This is a genomic window from Salipiger sp. PrR002 (assembly GCF_010500775.1).
Taxonomy (GTDB): domain Bacteria; phylum Pseudomonadota; class Alphaproteobacteria; order Rhodobacterales; family Rhodobacteraceae; genus Salipiger.
This window is the reverse complement of sequence record NZ_JAAGOU010000008.1, coordinates 1-14,859: the sequence shown is the minus strand read 5'-3', so window position 1 is coordinate 14,859 and position 14,859 is coordinate 1. Positions and strand designations below refer to the sequence as shown.

Annotated in this window: 16 protein-coding genes; 5 read left to right on the top strand and 11 right to left on the bottom strand. The window is 59.7% G+C overall.

Annotated features, from left to right (window positions below):
- Nucleotides 1–212 precede the first annotated feature (212 nt).
- Entirely contained in the window at nt 213–722 is a 510-nt protein-coding gene (locus tag G0A00_RS10135) for a hypothetical protein (protein ID WP_164181167.1), read from the top strand.
- Between the two features lie 33 nt (nt 723–755).
- Here the strand turns inward: G0A00_RS10135 and G0A00_RS10130 are convergent, their stop codons facing one another.
- The 4 genes from G0A00_RS10130 to G0A00_RS10115 form a co-directional block, all read right to left on the bottom strand.
- Complete coding sequence (locus tag G0A00_RS10130) at nt 756–1,997, bottom strand: lytic murein transglycosylase (protein WP_164181169.1); 1,242 nt, start codon at nt 1,995–1,997, stop codon at nt 756–758.
- A 95-nt stretch (nt 1,998–2,092) separates the two neighbouring features.
- Nucleotides 2,093–2,695: an SCO family protein gene (locus G0A00_RS10125; RefSeq protein WP_164181171.1), complete on the bottom strand. Its 603-nt coding sequence runs from the start codon at nt 2,693–2,695 to the stop codon at nt 2,093–2,095.
- Between the two features lie 10 nt (nt 2,696–2,705).
- Nucleotides 2,706–3,278 carry a copper chaperone PCu(A)C gene (locus tag G0A00_RS10120; RefSeq protein WP_164181173.1) on the bottom strand — a complete coding sequence of 191 codons (573 nt, stop codon included), beginning with the start codon at nt 3,276–3,278 and terminating at the stop codon, nt 2,706–2,708.
- Nucleotides 3,279–3,396: 118 nt separating this feature from the next.
- Nucleotides 3,397–3,753, bottom strand: a complete 357-nt coding sequence (locus tag G0A00_RS10115) for a DUF2946 family protein (RefSeq protein ID WP_164181175.1) — start codon at nt 3,751–3,753, stop codon at nt 3,397–3,399.
- Between the two features lie 246 nt (nt 3,754–3,999).
- On the opposite strand from G0A00_RS10115, the gene G0A00_RS10110 reads away from it, so the two are divergent.
- A complete protein-coding gene (locus G0A00_RS10110) occupies nt 4,000–4,836 on the top strand; it encodes a DeoR/GlpR family DNA-binding transcription regulator (protein WP_164181177.1) in 837 nt (278 codons plus the stop codon).
- Nucleotides 4,837–4,849: 13 nt separating this feature from the next.
- Here G0A00_RS10110 and G0A00_RS10105 read toward each other — a convergent pair whose 3' ends face one another.
- The 5 genes from G0A00_RS10105 to rutA form a co-directional block, all read right to left on the bottom strand.
- Complete coding sequence (locus G0A00_RS10105) at nt 4,850–5,638, bottom strand: aldolase (RefSeq protein ID WP_164181179.1); 789 nt, start codon at nt 5,636–5,638, stop codon at nt 4,850–4,852.
- Nucleotides 5,639–5,880: 242 nt separating this feature from the next.
- Nucleotides 5,881–6,648 (bottom strand): pyrimidine utilization protein D, encoded by a 768-nt coding sequence (rutD, locus tag G0A00_RS10100; RefSeq protein ID WP_164181181.1) that lies wholly within the window; start codon nt 6,646–6,648, stop codon nt 5,881–5,883.
- Complete coding sequence (gene rutC / locus G0A00_RS10095; RefSeq protein ID WP_164181183.1) at nt 6,648–7,031, bottom strand: pyrimidine utilization protein C; 384 nt, start codon at nt 7,029–7,031, stop codon at nt 6,648–6,650. Before rutC ends, rutD begins: the two co-directional genes overlap by 1 nt.
- The gene (locus tag G0A00_RS10090; protein WP_157373977.1) at nt 7,024–7,719 is read right to left on the bottom strand and encodes an isochorismatase family protein; all 696 of its coding nucleotides are present in this window, start codon (nt 7,717–7,719) and stop codon (nt 7,024–7,026) included. The genes rutC and G0A00_RS10090 overlap by 8 nt, the downstream gene beginning before the upstream one ends.
- An 8-nt stretch (nt 7,720–7,727) precedes the next feature.
- Nucleotides 7,728–8,813: a pyrimidine utilization protein A gene (rutA, locus tag G0A00_RS10085; protein WP_164181185.1), complete on the bottom strand. Its 1,086-nt coding sequence runs from the start codon at nt 8,811–8,813 to the stop codon at nt 7,728–7,730.
- A gap of 966 nt (nt 8,814–9,779) precedes the next feature.
- On the opposite strand from rutA, the gene G0A00_RS26515 reads away from it, so the two are divergent.
- Both G0A00_RS26515 and G0A00_RS10075 read left to right on the top strand, forming a co-directional pair.
- The gene (locus G0A00_RS26515) at nt 9,780–10,382 is read left to right on the top strand and encodes a thermonuclease family protein (protein WP_235953012.1); all 603 of its coding nucleotides are present in this window, start codon (nt 9,780–9,782) and stop codon (nt 10,380–10,382) included.
- A gap of 158 nt (nt 10,383–10,540) precedes the next feature.
- Complete coding sequence (locus tag G0A00_RS10075; RefSeq protein ID WP_368667683.1) at nt 10,541–11,455, top strand: DUF6615 family protein; 915 nt, start codon at nt 10,541–10,543, stop codon at nt 11,453–11,455.
- 129 nt (nt 11,456–11,584) lie between these two features.
- Here the strand turns inward: G0A00_RS10075 and G0A00_RS10070 are convergent, their stop codons facing one another.
- Both G0A00_RS10070 and G0A00_RS10065 read right to left on the bottom strand, forming a co-directional pair.
- Nucleotides 11,585–12,751 carry a DUF262 domain-containing protein gene (locus G0A00_RS10070; RefSeq protein ID WP_164181189.1) on the bottom strand — a complete coding sequence of 389 codons (1,167 nt, stop codon included), beginning with the start codon at nt 12,749–12,751 and terminating at the stop codon, nt 11,585–11,587.
- 19 nt (nt 12,752–12,770) lie between these two features.
- A complete protein-coding gene (locus G0A00_RS10065; RefSeq protein WP_164181192.1) occupies nt 12,771–13,949 on the bottom strand; it encodes an adenine-specific methyltransferase EcoRI family protein in 1,179 nt (392 codons plus the stop codon).
- Between the two features lie 317 nt (nt 13,950–14,266).
- Here G0A00_RS10065 and G0A00_RS10060 point away from each other — a divergent pair.
- A partial coding sequence (locus tag G0A00_RS10060) for a hypothetical protein (RefSeq protein WP_164181194.1) occupies nt 14,267–14,859 on the top strand: 593 nt, incomplete at its 3' end.

The window sequence follows — 14,859 nt, the reverse complement described above, 5'->3', positions numbered from 1 at the left end:
CCAAAGCGCGGCGTAGCTAGATTGCACGTTTAGGTTGCGATACACTCCGTAGACCATCACCGATGGCTCACCCGCCTGCCCCCCGGATTGTCCGGCAGCGTTTCCGGCAGCGCGGATCATTTGAGACCCCTGCGGGCCGGTTTTGGAGCCCGCGCCACGCCCGACCACGGCCCGACCGTGGCGCGCGACTTTGCAACTGAGCGGAGGCTCTCATGGCACTCAAGGAAAAATTCACCGAAACCGACTGGGCTGCGGTTCTCGAGGCACCGATGCTGGCGGGTCTCGCGATCACCGCTGCCGATCCCGGCGGGCTCATTGGCGCGGTACAGGAAAGCGCGGCCATGGCTGGCTCGCTGAAGGATGCCTCGACCGAGGATGGCACCGGCACGCTCGCCGCAGAGGTGGCCGAGGCTTACAAGACCTCGGAAGGCCGCTCGGCGGCGATGGACGGGGTCAAGGCGCTGGTGAAGGGCAAGAAGCCGCCCGAGATCACCGATGCCGCCGTCGCGCGGCTGAGCGAGATCCTCGGATTGGTCAAGACGAGCGCCCCCGAAGAGGCGCCCGCCTTTGCCGACTTCCTTGTCGAGACCGCCACCCGCACCGCCGAAGCGGCGAAGGAAGGCGGCTTTCTCGGCTTCGGCGGCGAGGCGGTGTCGGAGGCCGAGAAGAAGACCTTGGGCGACATCAAAGCCGCGCTTACGGGCGGCACCGCAACCGTCTGACGCAAGGGTCTGAGCCCGGATGGGCGGCGTGGATCACCCGCGCCGCAGCCGGGCGAGCAGCGCCTGCGAGGGCTCGCCCGTCACCGGCAGCCCATTGCGCGCCTGATAGCCTTGGATCGCCGTCTCCGTCTTGCTTCCCAGCACCCCATCGGGCGTGCCCGCATCGAAACCCGCGCCGGTGAGCCGCCGCTGCAACTCACGGCGGTCGTCGATTGTCAGACCATAGCGGTCGGGCGGGAAGCCGCCGCGCAGCGGACCCGCGCCCAGCAGACGGTCCGACAGATGGCCCACGCCGATCCCGTATTTCTGCGCGTTGTTGTAGCGCAGGATGACGTTGAAATTGCGATAGACGAGGAACGCCGGACCCGCCGCGCCCTCGGGCAGCAAGAGCTTTCCCGAGCCAGACGGGATCGAGCCTCCCGAAGCGGGACGCACGCCCGCCGAAGTCCAGCCCGCGCCGCTACGCGTGCCGCCCGCCATCGAGGCACCGCCCGCAGGCAGCACCACTTCCAGCCCCCAAGGCTCGCCACGCCGCCAGCCGCTGCGCGACAAGTAGTTGGCGGTGGAGGCCAGCCCGTCCGTCGGATCGTCGGACCAGATGTCGCGCCGCCCGTCGCCACGGAAATCCACCGCGTAGCTCTGGTAGGTGGTGGGGATGAACTGCGTATGGCCCATGGCCCCCGCCCAACTGCCGGTCAGCTGCGAGGGGCTGGTGTCGCCGCGCTGCAGGATGCGCAGGGCAGCCAGCGTCTGCGCCTCGAAGAACGCGCCGCGCCGCCCCTCGTAGGCCAGCGTCGAACAGGCCGAGATCACCGGGATATTGCCGCGCCGGGTGCCATAGCTGCTTTCCATGCCCCAGACCGCGCAGACCACATGCGGCGGAACACCGTAGCGCGCCTCGATTTCGCGCAGCACGCCCATGTTACCGCGCAGCTCGGCCCGGCCCTGCGAGACCTTCTGCTCGCTTGCGGTGATTGCGAGGTAATCCTCGAGCGTGCGGGTGAACTCTGTCTGGCTGCGGTCGCGCTCGATCACGCCGGGCAGGAAGCCCGCAGAGCGGAAGGCCGCATCGAAAGTGCCGCCAGAGATGCCCTGCGATTGCGCACGCCCGCGGAAGGCGGCGACCCACGCATCCCAGCCGGGATTGGGCTGGGGCAGCAGCATCGGATCAAGCGGCGCATCGGCACTGGTGTAGCCGCCTCCGCCGCCACCACAGCCCGCGAGCAGCGCCATCGCGCCGCCGGTGAAAAGAAAATTCCGTCTGGTACTGCCCATCTGCCCGCTCCGCCTCTTGTGTGCTTTACGTGAAGAGTGGCGCGCGCCACCCCATCCGGCAAGGGGCGGCGCAAGATTTCGGCAAGGCCCTGCCGTCAGCTGCCCGCGACCAGCGCCTGCAGCTTGCCGAGCGCCCGGTCGTATTCCTCTTGATAGTTGATCAGCCCGGCGTAATCGCCGCGCGCATCGAACAGAAGCACCATGGCCGAATGATCCATCGTGTAGCCACCATCGTCGAGCGGCACGCGCCGGGCGTAGATCCGGAACGCCTTGAGCGCCTTGTCGATATCCGCGCGAGACCCCGAGACCCCGCGCACCTCGGGCACCCATGACACATAGTCCCGAAGCTGCTCGACCGTATCGCGCTCGGGGTCGACGGTGACGAAGAAGACGCGCAGCGCAGCGGCGTCACTGCCCAGCCCCTCTTCCCATGTGGCGATGTCGCCCAAGGTCGTCGGGCAGACCTCTGGGCAATGGGTGAAGCCGAAGAACACCGCCGAAGGTGCGCCCTTCAGGCTGTCTTCGGTAAAGGCGCTGCCGTCGGTAGCGGTCAGTTCGTAGTCGCCCCGCCCGAGCGAGGCGGTGACGTCCTGCTCGAGCCGCGGCGCAATCACGCGGAACCACAGCAGCACGATGAGGGCCAGCAGCACCAGCCCCCAGAGCGCCAGACGGATCGCGGAAATCCCTGATTTTGTCATGCCGTGGCCCTCACCCGCCGTGCTTCATCTGGCCTTGGCCGACCGGGCTGCCGTGGCCCATGCCGCCCTTGGCGTTGGGCGCGCCGATCGCCAGCGGCACCTCGATGCTGCCCGCCTTTTCGAAGGTCAGCGTCACCGTCACGGTCTCGCCCTCGACCAGCGGCTGCTTCAGCCCCATGAGCATCAGATGGTAGCCGCCGGGCTTGAGCTGCACCGTCTCACCCGCGGGGATGGGCAGACCTTTGGGCAATTCGCGCATCTTCATCACCTGCCCGTCCATCGCCATCTCGTGGATTTCCATATGATCCGCCATTTCCGGGGCGGCGTTCGCGGCGATCAGCCGGTCATCCTCGGTGCCGGTGTTGGTGACAGTGAAAAACCCTCCGCCAACCGGCTGATTGGGCAGAGATGCGCGCGAGAACGGGTTCTCGATCACCAGCGCACCAAGCTCGAAACGCGCCTCCGCAGGGGCGGTGGCGGACATCTCGCGCTGTTTCGTCTGGTGGGTCATCTGGCCCTCGGCACGGGCGGCACCGGTTGCGAGAACGGCAAGGCCAAGGGCGGCAATCAAAGTGGTCTTCATCTTCGGTCTCCTTGCGCGCGCGGACGCACCGCTGCCTGCGCATGATCAGGGGCGAGGGCATGCCTCGCAAAATCAGGGAAATCTGGCTCAGCGCGCGGCCCGAACGGGCGGCGCGCGATCAGATGAAGACCGGGGGTGCTCGGGGTGAGCGATGCGGATCGCCGCGCTGCGGGCGTGTCGCCAGATCGCGCAGGACACGCGCGCTGAACGCGCGGGCGATCCTCTGCGCCGGGCGATCCGACGCGATGCACGGTGCCTCGGGCAGCAGATGGCAGACCGGGCAATGATGCGCGTGGTGATGGGCGCCTTCGCCATCGCAGATCTCGTCCAGCGACCCGCCCATGGCGAGATAGCTCTCAAGCGAGGCTTCCTGCACACCCTCGGGCGCCATGCGGGCCGCGAAGACGACGCTCGCCAAGGCCACCGTCAACACGGTGGCGAACAGCATGAGACGATGGGCGAGCGCGCGGGTCATGGCGACATGTAACGGGGTTTCTTCGCGCTTGGAAAGGGACGTGGCGTCGCATATGCAGGCAACCACAAGCGCAACGGCCCTCACCCTGCGATAACCCCGATTCACCTTACGTTATCTTTTGTCCGACTATCTGGCTTCGTGTAAGCTTTGTTTTAACGGTGCTGCCGCGTGTCTGCAGCGCCCGCCATCAGGAGCGCGCCCTGCCGCGGCTGTAACCCGCCCGGCCTTGAGGGCGTTGACCCGACCATGACCACCGAAACGCCCGCGCGCCGGACCAAACACCCGGCAGAAAAACCCTCGCCCCGGACATTGGGCCGGATGATGGGCGTGGTGCGCAAGGACCGCATCGCGCAGGTGATCCGCGAAAAGGGCTTCATGTCCTCTGCCGATCTCGCCGAGATGTTCGGCGTCTCCGAGATGACCGTGCGCCGCGACCTCAGCGATCTGGAAGAACGCGGCGATCTGCGCCGCACCCACGGCGGCGCCATCCTCAGCGAAACCTGCCCGCCAGAGCCTGCGCCCGCGCCCTTCTTCAGCGACCGGCAGCGCGAGAATGCCGAGGCCAAGGCCCGCATCGCCCGCAAAGCCCTGTCGCTGGCCCGCCCGCAAGAGATGGTGGCCCTCGATATCGGCACGACGGTGCTGGAACTGGCGCGTCTGATGGTTGGCGATCCGGCGCGGCGCATCTTCAGCAACAACCTGCGCGTCGCGGCGCTGGAGACGCGCGCCGAGGTTTACATGCTGGGCGGCAAGATGCGGCCCGCCGCCATGTCGCTGGTCGGGCCGGTGACCATGGAGCAGGCGGGCAAACTGTGGTTCGACGTGGCGTTTCTGGGCGTGTCCTCGATCACCGAGGGCGGCATCTTCGACTTCTGCATCGAGGATGCCGAGATCAAGCGGGTCTATACCGCGCGCGCCTCGCGCTGCGTGGTGCTGGCCGATCAGAGCAAGTTCGGCGTCAACGCGCTGGTGCAGGTGGCCGGGCTTGAACGGATCGACACGCTGGTCACCGATGCGGCCCCGACCGGCGCGCTGGCCGAGGCCCTGCGGGCCGCCGACGTCGAGGTGATCGTCGCCGGCTGAGCGCTTCGGAAGATCAGTCGCGGAAGCCCGGCGAGGTGACGTCAAGCTGACGTTTGATGCTCTCAAGATGCATCCGCGCGCTTTCGGGATCGCCCTCGCGCATCAGCTTCGCGGTTTTCTCCGCAAGCTCCTCCGAGACCGGGATCAGCGGGCGGCCCGAACTCATCGCCTTCAGCTGCACCTCGGCGGCACGTTCGAGGTAGTAAAGATCGTCCCACGCCTCGGCGATATTGGGCGCGCAGACCATGACGCCATGGTTGCGCATAAAGACGACGTCGGCCTCCCCCATGGCCTCGGCGATGCGGTCGCCCTCGTCATTGTCGAGCGCGAGCCCGTTGTAATCCTCGTCCACCACAGTGCGGCCATAGAATTTCAGCGCGGTTTGACCTGCCCAGACCAGTGGCTCGCCCTCGATCATCGTCAGCGCGGTGGCATTGGGCATATGGGTGTGAAAGGCGGCACCGACGCGGGGATGCCGCTTGTGCAGCCGGGCGTGAATGTAAAAAGCCGTCGCCTCCGGCTCCCCCTCCCCCTGCAGAACATGCCCGTCGAAGTCGCAGATCAGCAGGCTCGAGGCCTTGGCCTCGGCAAAGGCATCGCCGAGCCGGTTGACCAGAAAGAGGTCGGGGTGGCCCGGAACCACAGCCGAAAAGTGATTGCAGATCCCTTCTTCGAGCCCGTAGTGCGCCGCCATGCGCAACGTGGCGGCCAGATCGACGCGTGCCTGCTGGATCTCATCGGTGTCGAGATTCACGTTGCGCAGCGGTGCCGGGGCAGAAGGTTTCAGCATCTCATGGGCCATGGGGGCAGTCCTTTCCTGAAAGTCAGGCGGAAGGTGAGCGGCACCTTCGGGTTTGTCCAGCGAGGGTACAGCTGTTCCGCCCGGATCGGGGAGATGAAACGCCCGAACGCGCTAAATTTTCGGCATTCGGGCACACTGCTCGCAGCCAAGGCCATGGCGAGCGCAGAAAGGAAAAACGCCAGCCCGTGCGCACGGGCTGGCGTGATCCATGCAGAGACGTTGCGCGGCAATGACGGTTCAGATCACTCCGCCGTCAGGAAGGGCAGCACCTCGGCCTCGAACGCATCGCGCTTGGTCAGGTTCATGGCGTGGCCGCCTTGCGTGAAGATCACCAGCTTGGACCCCGGGAGGCGCTCGGCGAGCCGTTCGGACTGCGCCACATCCACCAGCGCATCATCCTTGCTGGCGACCAGCAGAATGCCCTTGCCGTCGAGCTTTTCGGGCAGGCGGAAATCGCGCAGCGCGCCGATGCGGTGGGTGATATTGGCGGCGCCTTGGAAATGCGCCACGGCATGGGCCTCTTCGGCGGCGATTTTTTCGGGATGTGCGGCGATCCAGAACGGCGGGTAGAGGAAATTCATCTGCAATGCGGCAAAGGCCTCGAGCCCCTGCCCCGCCAGCGTCGCCAACCGGATGTCGAAGCAACGCGCGGTATGGGCGTCGATCTCGGGCCAAGCGTTGATCGCCACCACCCGCTCGACGCGGCGTTGCGCGCGCGCGGCCAGATCGAAGCCAACCAGCCCGCCAAGCGCGTGCCCCATGAGATCGAAGCGATTGACCCCGGCCGCGTCGCAGACCTCGAGCACGTCGTCGGCCATATCCGCGATACTGGTCGGTCCAAGACCGCAGGCATTCGCGCCGGTGCCGCGCTGATCATAAAGGATAAGATCGAACTGCGGCTTCAGTGCATCGAGATGCGGCGCCCAATAGCCCTGCGCCCCGCCGAGCCCCGAACACAAAACAAGCGTGCGGGCGCCCTCGCGCCCGCACCGAAGATGGGTGAATTCCATTACTTGATGACCGCGACCGTGGCGATCTCGACCAGCGCGTCGGGCTTCACAAGGCCGCACTGGATACAGTAGCGCGCCGGTTTGTCGCCCGGGAAATAGGTGGCATAGACCTCGTTCACCGCCGCGTAGTTGGCCCAGTCGGTGACGAAGATATGGTTCATCACCACATCGTCCATCGTGCCACCCGCCTTTTCGATGACGGACTTGATGGTCTCGAGCACATGCTTGGTCTGCGCCGCCGCGTCGCCGACGTGTACGACGTTGTTCTCCTTGTCGAAGGGCAATGTGCCCGACACATAGACCACCCCGTCGGCCAGCACGCCCGGCAGATAGGGTGCGAGCGGCTTGCCGGTGCCTTCGGGGATCACGGGAGTCTTAGGCATTCGAGAGTTCCTTTTCTTCCTTGGAGATAAGCGCGGCGCAGAAGTCGTCGGTCTTGGCGACCCAGCCGAAGAAGGTGGCGACGTTGTAGACCGAGGCCTTCTGGATGAAGTCCGGGCCGAGGTGGTTGGTCGCATCCTCGAGCATCAGGCAGTGGTACTCGAGATGGAAGGCATCGCGCAGCGAGCTTTCCACGCAGACATTGGTGGCGATGCCGGTGAAGACCAGCGTCTTGATCCCGCGCGAGCGCAGCGCGCTGTCGAGGTAGGAGTTGAAAAAGCCCGAATAGCGCGGCTTGGGGATCAGCAGATCGCCCTCCTGCGGATCAAGCTCGTCGATGATGTCATAGTCCCAGCCGCCCTTCGCCAGAAGCTGGCCCCAAAGCTCGGGGCGCTTCTTCATGGTCTTGATGGCGTTGGATTTCTTGACGTTGGGCGAGTCCGGGCCACCGGCCTCGACATAGGCCGGGTCCCAGCCGTTCTGCAGGAAGGTGACCAGCACGCCCGCGTCGCGGCAGGCCTTGGTGACCTTGCAGATGTTCTCGATGCACGAGCGCGCGCCCGACACGTCGAAACCGGCAAGGTCGACGTAGCCGCCCTTCGTGGCATAGGCGTTCTGCATGTCCACCACGATCAGCGCGGTGGTCTCGGGATCGAAGGGGAAATTTTCGGGTTGGGCTGTAACGTCCATTTTCTGCCTCATGCGGGTTCGGAGACCTGAACCGACTTGCGGCAGGCCATGAGCGGCTGGATCTTGGAGCCGAAATCCTCGACGCCCTGCACAAAATCGTCGAATGTCAGCAGAACGCCGCCAGTGCCGGGCACTTCTGCCACTTCGTCGAGCATCTTGGCGACGGTTTCATAGGACCCCACCAGCGTGCCCATGTTGATGTTCACCGCCGAGACGGGGTCGGACATCTGCCGCACATTGGTGTCGGCACCCGATTTCGTGTCGGCCGCGCTCTGCAGGCCAAGCCACGCCAGCGCCTCTTCGTCGGCGCCTTCCTTGTAGAGATCCCATTTGGCGCGGGCCTTCTCGTCGGTCTCATCGGCGATGATCATGAAGAGCGCATAGGTCGACACCTCGCGCCCGGTCTTGGCGGTGGCTTCCTTCAGGCGCTCGGCATTGGGCGCGAAGGCCTGCGGGGTGTTCACCCCCTTGCCGAAGCAGAAGTTGTAGTCGGCGTATTGCGCCGAGAAGGCCATGCCCGCATCGGACGAGCCGGCGCAGATCACCTTCATGTCGGCCTGCGGCTGCGGGCTGAGGCGGCAGTCGTCCATCTGGAAGAACTCGCCCTTGAGATCGCTTTTGCCGGTCTCCCACAGATCGCGCAGCACCTGCGCGTATTCCGCCAGATACTTATAGCGCGTGCCGAAGAACTCGTCGCCCGGCCACATGCCCATCTGGCTGTACTCGGGCTTTTGCCAGCCGGTCACGAGGTTCACCCCGAAGCGCCCGCCCGAGATCGAGTCGATGGTCGAGGCCATGCGCGCGACGATCGCCGGCGGCATCACCAGCGAGGCGGCGGTGGCATAGAGCTTGATCTTGCTGGTGCAGGCGGCGAGCCCGGCCATCAGCGTGAAGCTCTCAAGGTTGTGGTCCCAGAACTCGGTCTTGCCGCCAAAGCCGCGCAGCTTGATCATGGTGAGCACGAAATCGAGCCCGTATTTCTCGGCGCTCAGCGTGATCTCCTTGTTCAGCTCGAAGCTCGGCTTGTACTGCGGCGCGGTCTCGGAGATGAGCCAGCCGTTGTTGCCGATGGGAAGAAATACCCCGATTTCCATGCGTGCCTCCATGTGCGGACAGATGTGGGCCGGCTTGCGCGCCGGGCTGTCACTATGAAGAATTTTTTGACCAAACGGTAAAATTAAAATTCGCGCATTTCCCACCCGCATGCATGAATGCGCTCAAGATACAGGCAGTTTCGGCGCCAGACGCCAAAAGCTGATCATAATATGTATCGCGGAAGCGGGTTTCTTTGCGCGCCCAACGCGCAGGGTTCGCGGGGCGACAGCCACACCAAAACCGCCGCGAGAGCGACGCTTTGTGGTGTCAAAAACTGTAGGGGGGTGTTTGGAGGCGAGTACCGGACTCGCAACCATTTTTCTAACCCATTGAGAGGCCGAAAAAATCGAGTGCAAGGTTGCATTGTGTGTCGCACTTTGTGTCACACTTATGCTGCCTGAGGCATGTGGCTGTCAATTGCCCCGGTGTGCCATAGAACGAGCCGCTGTGGACGCTATGCCGCTGAGATAGCTAAACCAAGCCGCGTCTTCCCGCAGGTTTCATCATCGAGTTCCGAACGAGGTGAGTGTCTGTCCGCATAAGAAGGGTGCGGGGCAAACTGACGCTCGCAGATGAATGTATCCGGGCACGAAAAAATGTAGCAAATTTCTCAAGTCGAGTTGTCATAGTTGCTCTGGCTGCGCGAACTGAATTTGGTTGGTCATCCTTGACCCGGTTGAGTGTGCCGCGCGGAACATAGCAGTGTGCAACTCTGTGTCCTTACCTGTCAGAAGTTCGCGTACGGCCCAGAGCCGCCGCTCGCTCGTCACTTCTGATGCTACGATGCGGCCCCTCATTCCAGACTTTCGATTCGGCTTATCCACCTATTGTAGGACGAGCGGCAAACCTGAGGCATCTAACACATACTCTCTTGGCAGATAGATAATGTTATCACTCTCTCCATTTGCAATCTATTTGCTCTGAGGAGCACCACCTCGTACGGTTCTGTTATGTTGAGATTACTTTTGAGAGCGCTGTTCAAGCCGACATACCGGCGTAAAGCAACGCCAAGCAGGAAACCTGATCGAGAAACGCTTGCCTATAAGGCTGCCCGCGGCATTACCGTTTCGTCCGCGCAACCAGAAAAAGCGCAGGCGACTGCAGCAGACAGGGATGAGACCTTTGATGCAGAGACCGCTCACTCAGTCACGCTGCCGCGCGTGCTGGAAGGGCCAGCGTACGTAACGGACGGTGACACGATTACGATCCAAAAAACCCAAGTGCGCCTCTACGGAATAGACGCGCCAGAACTCCATCATCCTTACGGCAAGAAGGCCAAATGGGCCATGGTGCGTCTGTGCAAGGGGCATATTATACGGGCCGAAATTACCGCTGAAGACGAATATGGCCGCACTGTTGCAAAGTGCTTCCTTCCTGATGGACGTGATCTATCCGAGGAAATAGTCAAGCAAGGCCTCGCTATCGACTGGCCCAAGTTCTCGGGTGGTAAATACAGAAATCTTGAGGTCGCCGGCGTCCGGAGGAAACTCTGGCTAGCCGATGCTCGCCAGAAGGGTCGCATGAATGTTTGGGAAAGATTCGATGCGTCAAAGAATGGAAAAGATTAGATAAATGTGAATAGCACCCCAAAGCGGACCTCGACGACCTTAGACGGTGCTGTAATGCAACGCCCTATAGCTTCCATTGAAGAATATCATAGCCGCGTGCTTGGCAAGAGGGAAAGTAGGCGTATGATTGATTTGAAAGTCTAATTGGCGAGAGAACTATGCCGAATACAATTTGCAGTCTTGCAAAGACACTTCCACTCTTAATAGGGCAGCTGCTTGACCGGGAAGAGAAACTCAAGAGGGGAAGGTTCCGTGAAGAAACGATGACTGACATTTTCACTGGAGCGCTTGCGGCATTTTCAGGCCCCGAACTAGTAATTCAGTACCCGATTGAGGCCGAGACGGGCGGCGACTTGGATCTGCGTTTCTGGCATGTAAAAAGCGGCCGAAGTTTATATTTGAGAGTTCAGGCAAAGCGCCTGAACGCCGCTCAAACCGGTACGAAAGAAGTGAAAATTTCCAACCGTTCTTACCATGAGTTGTTGCACAAACCTCCGAAAGCTTCCGATTATCAGTTCCAAACCCTCGTGAATGCGCCAACACCTTGGGTTCCGCTCTACATGTTCTACAACCATCAATCAGTAGCGAGCGATGCGTATTTTTCTGGCTCGGGTCCGACTGTAAGCGGTGTGAACCTCGCCTTCGCCACTGACGTCGCTGTCGAGTTAACGTCAAAACTAATTGCGGCCAAAAACATCCCGAAGTCAATCAAGCATCACAAGCGCTTGAGCCATCTCCGTAAGCATTTCTTCGGACTGGAAGCGATTCTCTGCCCACACGGAAGTTGGGCAGGCGCAAGCGTACCTACCCCGGATTTGGTGGCCACTTCTCTTAGTGAGCAATGGAATAAACAAGGTGAGCGTTCGTCACGTAAAGACGATGAGGCTATCGTTATGAGGAAACTGTCAGAACCAGACCAACTTCTAAGTTCAGAGACTGGAGAGCGCATTCCAGACGGCCCAGCCATTCGGATCAACCAGAACTTGAAGCGTCCATTGATCAGTTTCATTTCCGGGCGAACTGATGACGACCGCACACCATCTATTGGACCAAGTATTGAGGTGCTACAATAGCGGTGAGCGGCCCAAAGCGGGCATTGGAAAGCCAAACCGTGCTGCAAAGCGGCAATCGCGATTGCCCCCTTAGGGCTAGCCAAATTGCCTAAGTGAATAATAGGCGAGTCTACCCAAGCCGATTCCGCCTCACCGATTACCCTTTGCGCGATTATGCGTCTTGCAAAGCATTTCGCAATTCGATGCAGCGGTTGCACCGCCTTTGCTCCACGCGGACACGTGATCGGCTTCCATCTCTTTGATGGCCCAAATTGTCGTTTTGTTCGAGTTATGACCTACTGCGCACAAGGAACAATTGGACACCCCTTTGGCGTTCGCCGTCTTGGTCTGTGCTGCGTAAACGGACTTTTTCGTCGCCTCATCAAAGACCCGGATGTCCAGCAGTCGAGGGTCGGTCGATCCTCCCAGCACATACTCAAAGATCCCCCGCCTGTTCTTTACAAAGGGGTCGCCATACAGCTTTTGCACCTCAGTGGACACGGCGGTGGGGTTGTAGGATGTCTTGTGATGGGTTTCGTACAACCTTCCCCATTCCAAGCCCTGCATTTCCTTTTCAACGTCGGTAAAGACGCTCGACACCCAATCAATAACGCTTTCGAAGTAGTTCTTTAGTTCGGTGATGTTCTTTTCGGTCCTGTGCTGGCTCATGTAGGCACCGATATCGCCCTTGCTGACCCAATCCAGCGCCCGTTCAAGGTAATCCTGCCGGTTCGCGCTGCCTCTAATGTATGCGCTCCACTTTTGGATGTTTGCGTTCTGGCTGTTACTGAACTCAGCTTTTGCTAGCGTAACGAACGGTCCTGAATAAATGGCGTTCAAAAGCTCTTGAGGCTTAAGCGGAACACCCGCGATGTTGATGGTCTCGAACCACTGCTTGATTTCGGTCTCCGTGCCTGCGCAGATGTAGATGAGCATCTTCGAGGCAAGGATTAAGTCTTGCTGATCCTTTGGAAGGCTGTCGAATGTCTTGGGGTTGCCACCATCCAAGATTGCGAACTTGTTCGTGACGAATCGCCCAATGCTTGTGATTCGCTGTTGGCCGTCCAAAACCTCGAATTCATCTTTGCCTACTTGGTTGAAGTAGAACAATCCCAAAGGATAGCCCTTCAAAAGTGATACAATAACAGCCTGCTCCCGTTTGCCGTTATCTTCCGCGTAGATGTAGTTGCGTTGATACTCTGGCTGAATCGTGAGCTTTCCGGCCCAGCCAAACAAGCCCTTGCCTTCAAGCTGATTATAAACGAACCCTTTGCAGAGCTTTGCGACGGTCACTTCGGTTTCGAGGGTTGTTTTCAATTAACTGTCTTTCTTTGTCTTAGCGGCGGTGCTTGATTAGTATTCTTTTGTAGACCTTGGCGTCGTTAATAACTCCAGACATATTTAGAGGAATATTTCCTGATTTTCCAAAGCGCCGAAAGTAAGCGTCCTTTTGATCTTGCGAAGAGTACCATCTTGTTCTGTAGGGGTTGTCCGGATCGCTAGAGTCCAGGGTGCCCAATATGTCGAACTGATCTGGATTATATTTATCCAAGAAAGTGATCGGAACCCCCATAACGTCATCGTAGTCACTGGGAATCGCATCAGTGAATGGAACCTCAATGGCGTCATAATTATCGTATCGCTTATACGCCGGCTTTCCACTCAACTTTTTGTTGAATCTCAAATTGTCCTTCATTGTCATAAGGGGAAGAGCTTGATGGCGGCGACCATGGTCCAAATTGGTATACCAGCGAACCCCTTTCACCCTAATGTACTTATTCCCATCTTCGTCGGTTCTATATCCGGACGCGTTCAGTGGATAGTCATCTGGAACACGGAACTCACGGTCGCCACTATGGATTGTCACACCCATCCAGAGCTTGTCTGCTTTAATTAACGGGAAAATCGCTTTATATGTGAGTGCTTGCAGGTTCCCAATGACAAGAAATTTCTTTTCGTACTTTGCCAGTAGCACCATGAACTCTTTGAAAAGCGAAAAAGGTGGGTTGGTCACTACGATATCAGCCTCTTGCAAGAGCTCAATGCAATCTTGGCTGCGAAAGTCCCCACCACCATCAAGCGGCCTGTGAGAGTGTGGGTTGTTCTGAAGGAAGAGCTTTACGTCATCGATACCAATCGCACCATTGCCGTCAAGGTCCGTGACTTCTTCGATTTCAATACAAGTAGCTCTAGGTTTCTCGCGTTCACCATTGCCCGCAGAGTATTCTTCAAACGTGATCTGCGCTCCGGCGATTGATGAACCGTCGTAGCTGGTGGCGATCAGCTTACGGAGCCCCAAGCGATTGAAGTTGGCTGCAAAATACTTGAAAAAATTGCTCTCGAATGGATCGTCACAATTACAGTAGACGATTTTATTCCGAAAGGTGTCTTGGTCAAATTCTAGATATGCTTCGACTTCTTTCTGAATATCAACGTACTGAGTATAAAACTCGTCTTTCTTGGCTTCCCTTGCGGCGGTCGAGCCAAGGTTCTTAGAGTTTACTTCTGACGCCATAATAGTCCCAACTTTTGTGTACACACTTGTTATAGGCTAGCCACCGAGCCTGGACAATGCGATCGGGATCGATAGTTTGTGGGTGCCGTAGGCTGACGCAATCGCCACCGCAGCGAACGACCGCTGTCCGCCCTTCGCGTTGACCATGGTAGTCAAGTCACGCTGCACATTCCTTACATGTGTGGAAGTGCTGGTGTCAGCTATACCGCCGCACATGACGCGAACGTCGGCACTTTGGGTGCAGCCGACCGTTCTAAACCCGAGCTGCGTTTGCTAGGCCCAGCAGGTAGCCCGACCTTGAGAAAACAGATAGATTCGTGACCGTGAAGTCTCGCCCATTCGATCCTCATTGGACAACAGATCAGCCTTCACTGGTGGCGTATCTGGATAGTCTTTGCCGAACGATTGGTGAAGCCGAAACGCGCGGAAGGAGCCGCAAGGTCGAAGCGCAAGCCAACTTTGAAGCCGCGATCAAAGCCATCGTGCTTGACCTGTCCCGTGCACACGTGAGTGACCCTTCCCTACACGTCGGTATCGGGCTGCGCAGGAACACGCTACAAAATCTTAGCAAGTCCCAATATGGATCAACGATCTACACGCCGACCTCCTTTGAGCAAGCAGTGAAAGCCTTGTTGGAAGGTGGCTACATTGAACAGACGGCCAACTTTTGGCATGACCGATCCGGCAAGCATAGCCGGACAAGGCGATACCAAGCTACTCCCTCTTTAGTCTGCGGGTTTCGTAATGCGGGCGGGTCAGCAGTCGCCTTGGTCCGGGAGCAGGGCGCCGATGGGATACGCCTGAAGGATGCAGAAAAGCAGCTTGTCGAGTACGGCGAAGTACCATTCGCCAAGGAAGATAGTGCCCCCGCGCGTGGTGTAGGAGCGTCGACCTTCGGAGAGGTCCGGGT

Bases quoted from the DNA above. Each gene is read 5' to 3' on its own strand.
- G0A00_RS10120 (WP_164181173.1), bottom strand. From the start codon at position 3,278: ATGAAGACCACTTTGATTGCCGCCCTTGGCCTTGCCGTTCTCGCAACC.
- G0A00_RS10110 (WP_164181177.1), top strand. From the start codon at position 4,000: ATGACCACCGAAACGCCCGCGCGCCGGACCAAACACCCGGCAGAAAAA.
- G0A00_RS10135 (WP_164181167.1), top strand. From the start codon at position 213: ATGGCACTCAAGGAAAAATTCACCGAAACCGACTGGGCTGCGGTTCTC.
- G0A00_RS10075 (WP_368667683.1), top strand. From the start codon at position 10,541: ATGCCGAATACAATTTGCAGTCTTGCAAAGACACTTCCACTCTTAATA.
- rutA (WP_164181185.1), bottom strand. From the start codon at position 8,813: ATGGAAATCGGGGTATTTCTTCCCATCGGCAACAACGGCTGGCTCATC.
- G0A00_RS10105 (WP_164181179.1), bottom strand. From the start codon at position 5,638: ATGGCCCATGAGATGCTGAAACCTTCTGCCCCGGCACCGCTGCGCAAC.
- G0A00_RS10090 (WP_157373977.1), bottom strand. From the start codon at position 7,719: ATGGACGTTACAGCCCAACCCGAAAATTTCCCCTTCGATCCCGAGACC.
- G0A00_RS10065 (WP_164181192.1), bottom strand. From the start codon at position 13,949: ATGGCGTCAGAAGTAAACTCTAAGAACCTTGGCTCGACCGCCGCAAGG.
- rutC (WP_164181183.1), bottom strand. From the start codon at position 7,031: ATGCCTAAGACTCCCGTGATCCCCGAAGGCACCGGCAAGCCGCTCGCA.
- G0A00_RS10115 (WP_164181175.1), bottom strand. From the start codon at position 3,753: ATGACCCGCGCGCTCGCCCATCGTCTCATGCTGTTCGCCACCGTGTTG.
- G0A00_RS10130 (WP_164181169.1), bottom strand. From the start codon at position 1,997: ATGGGCAGTACCAGACGGAATTTTCTTTTCACCGGCGGCGCGATGGCG.
- rutD (WP_164181181.1), bottom strand. From the start codon at position 6,648: ATGGAATTCACCCATCTTCGGTGCGGGCGCGAGGGCGCCCGCACGCTT.
- G0A00_RS10125 (WP_164181171.1), bottom strand. From the start codon at position 2,695: ATGACAAAATCAGGGATTTCCGCGATCCGTCTGGCGCTCTGGGGGCTG.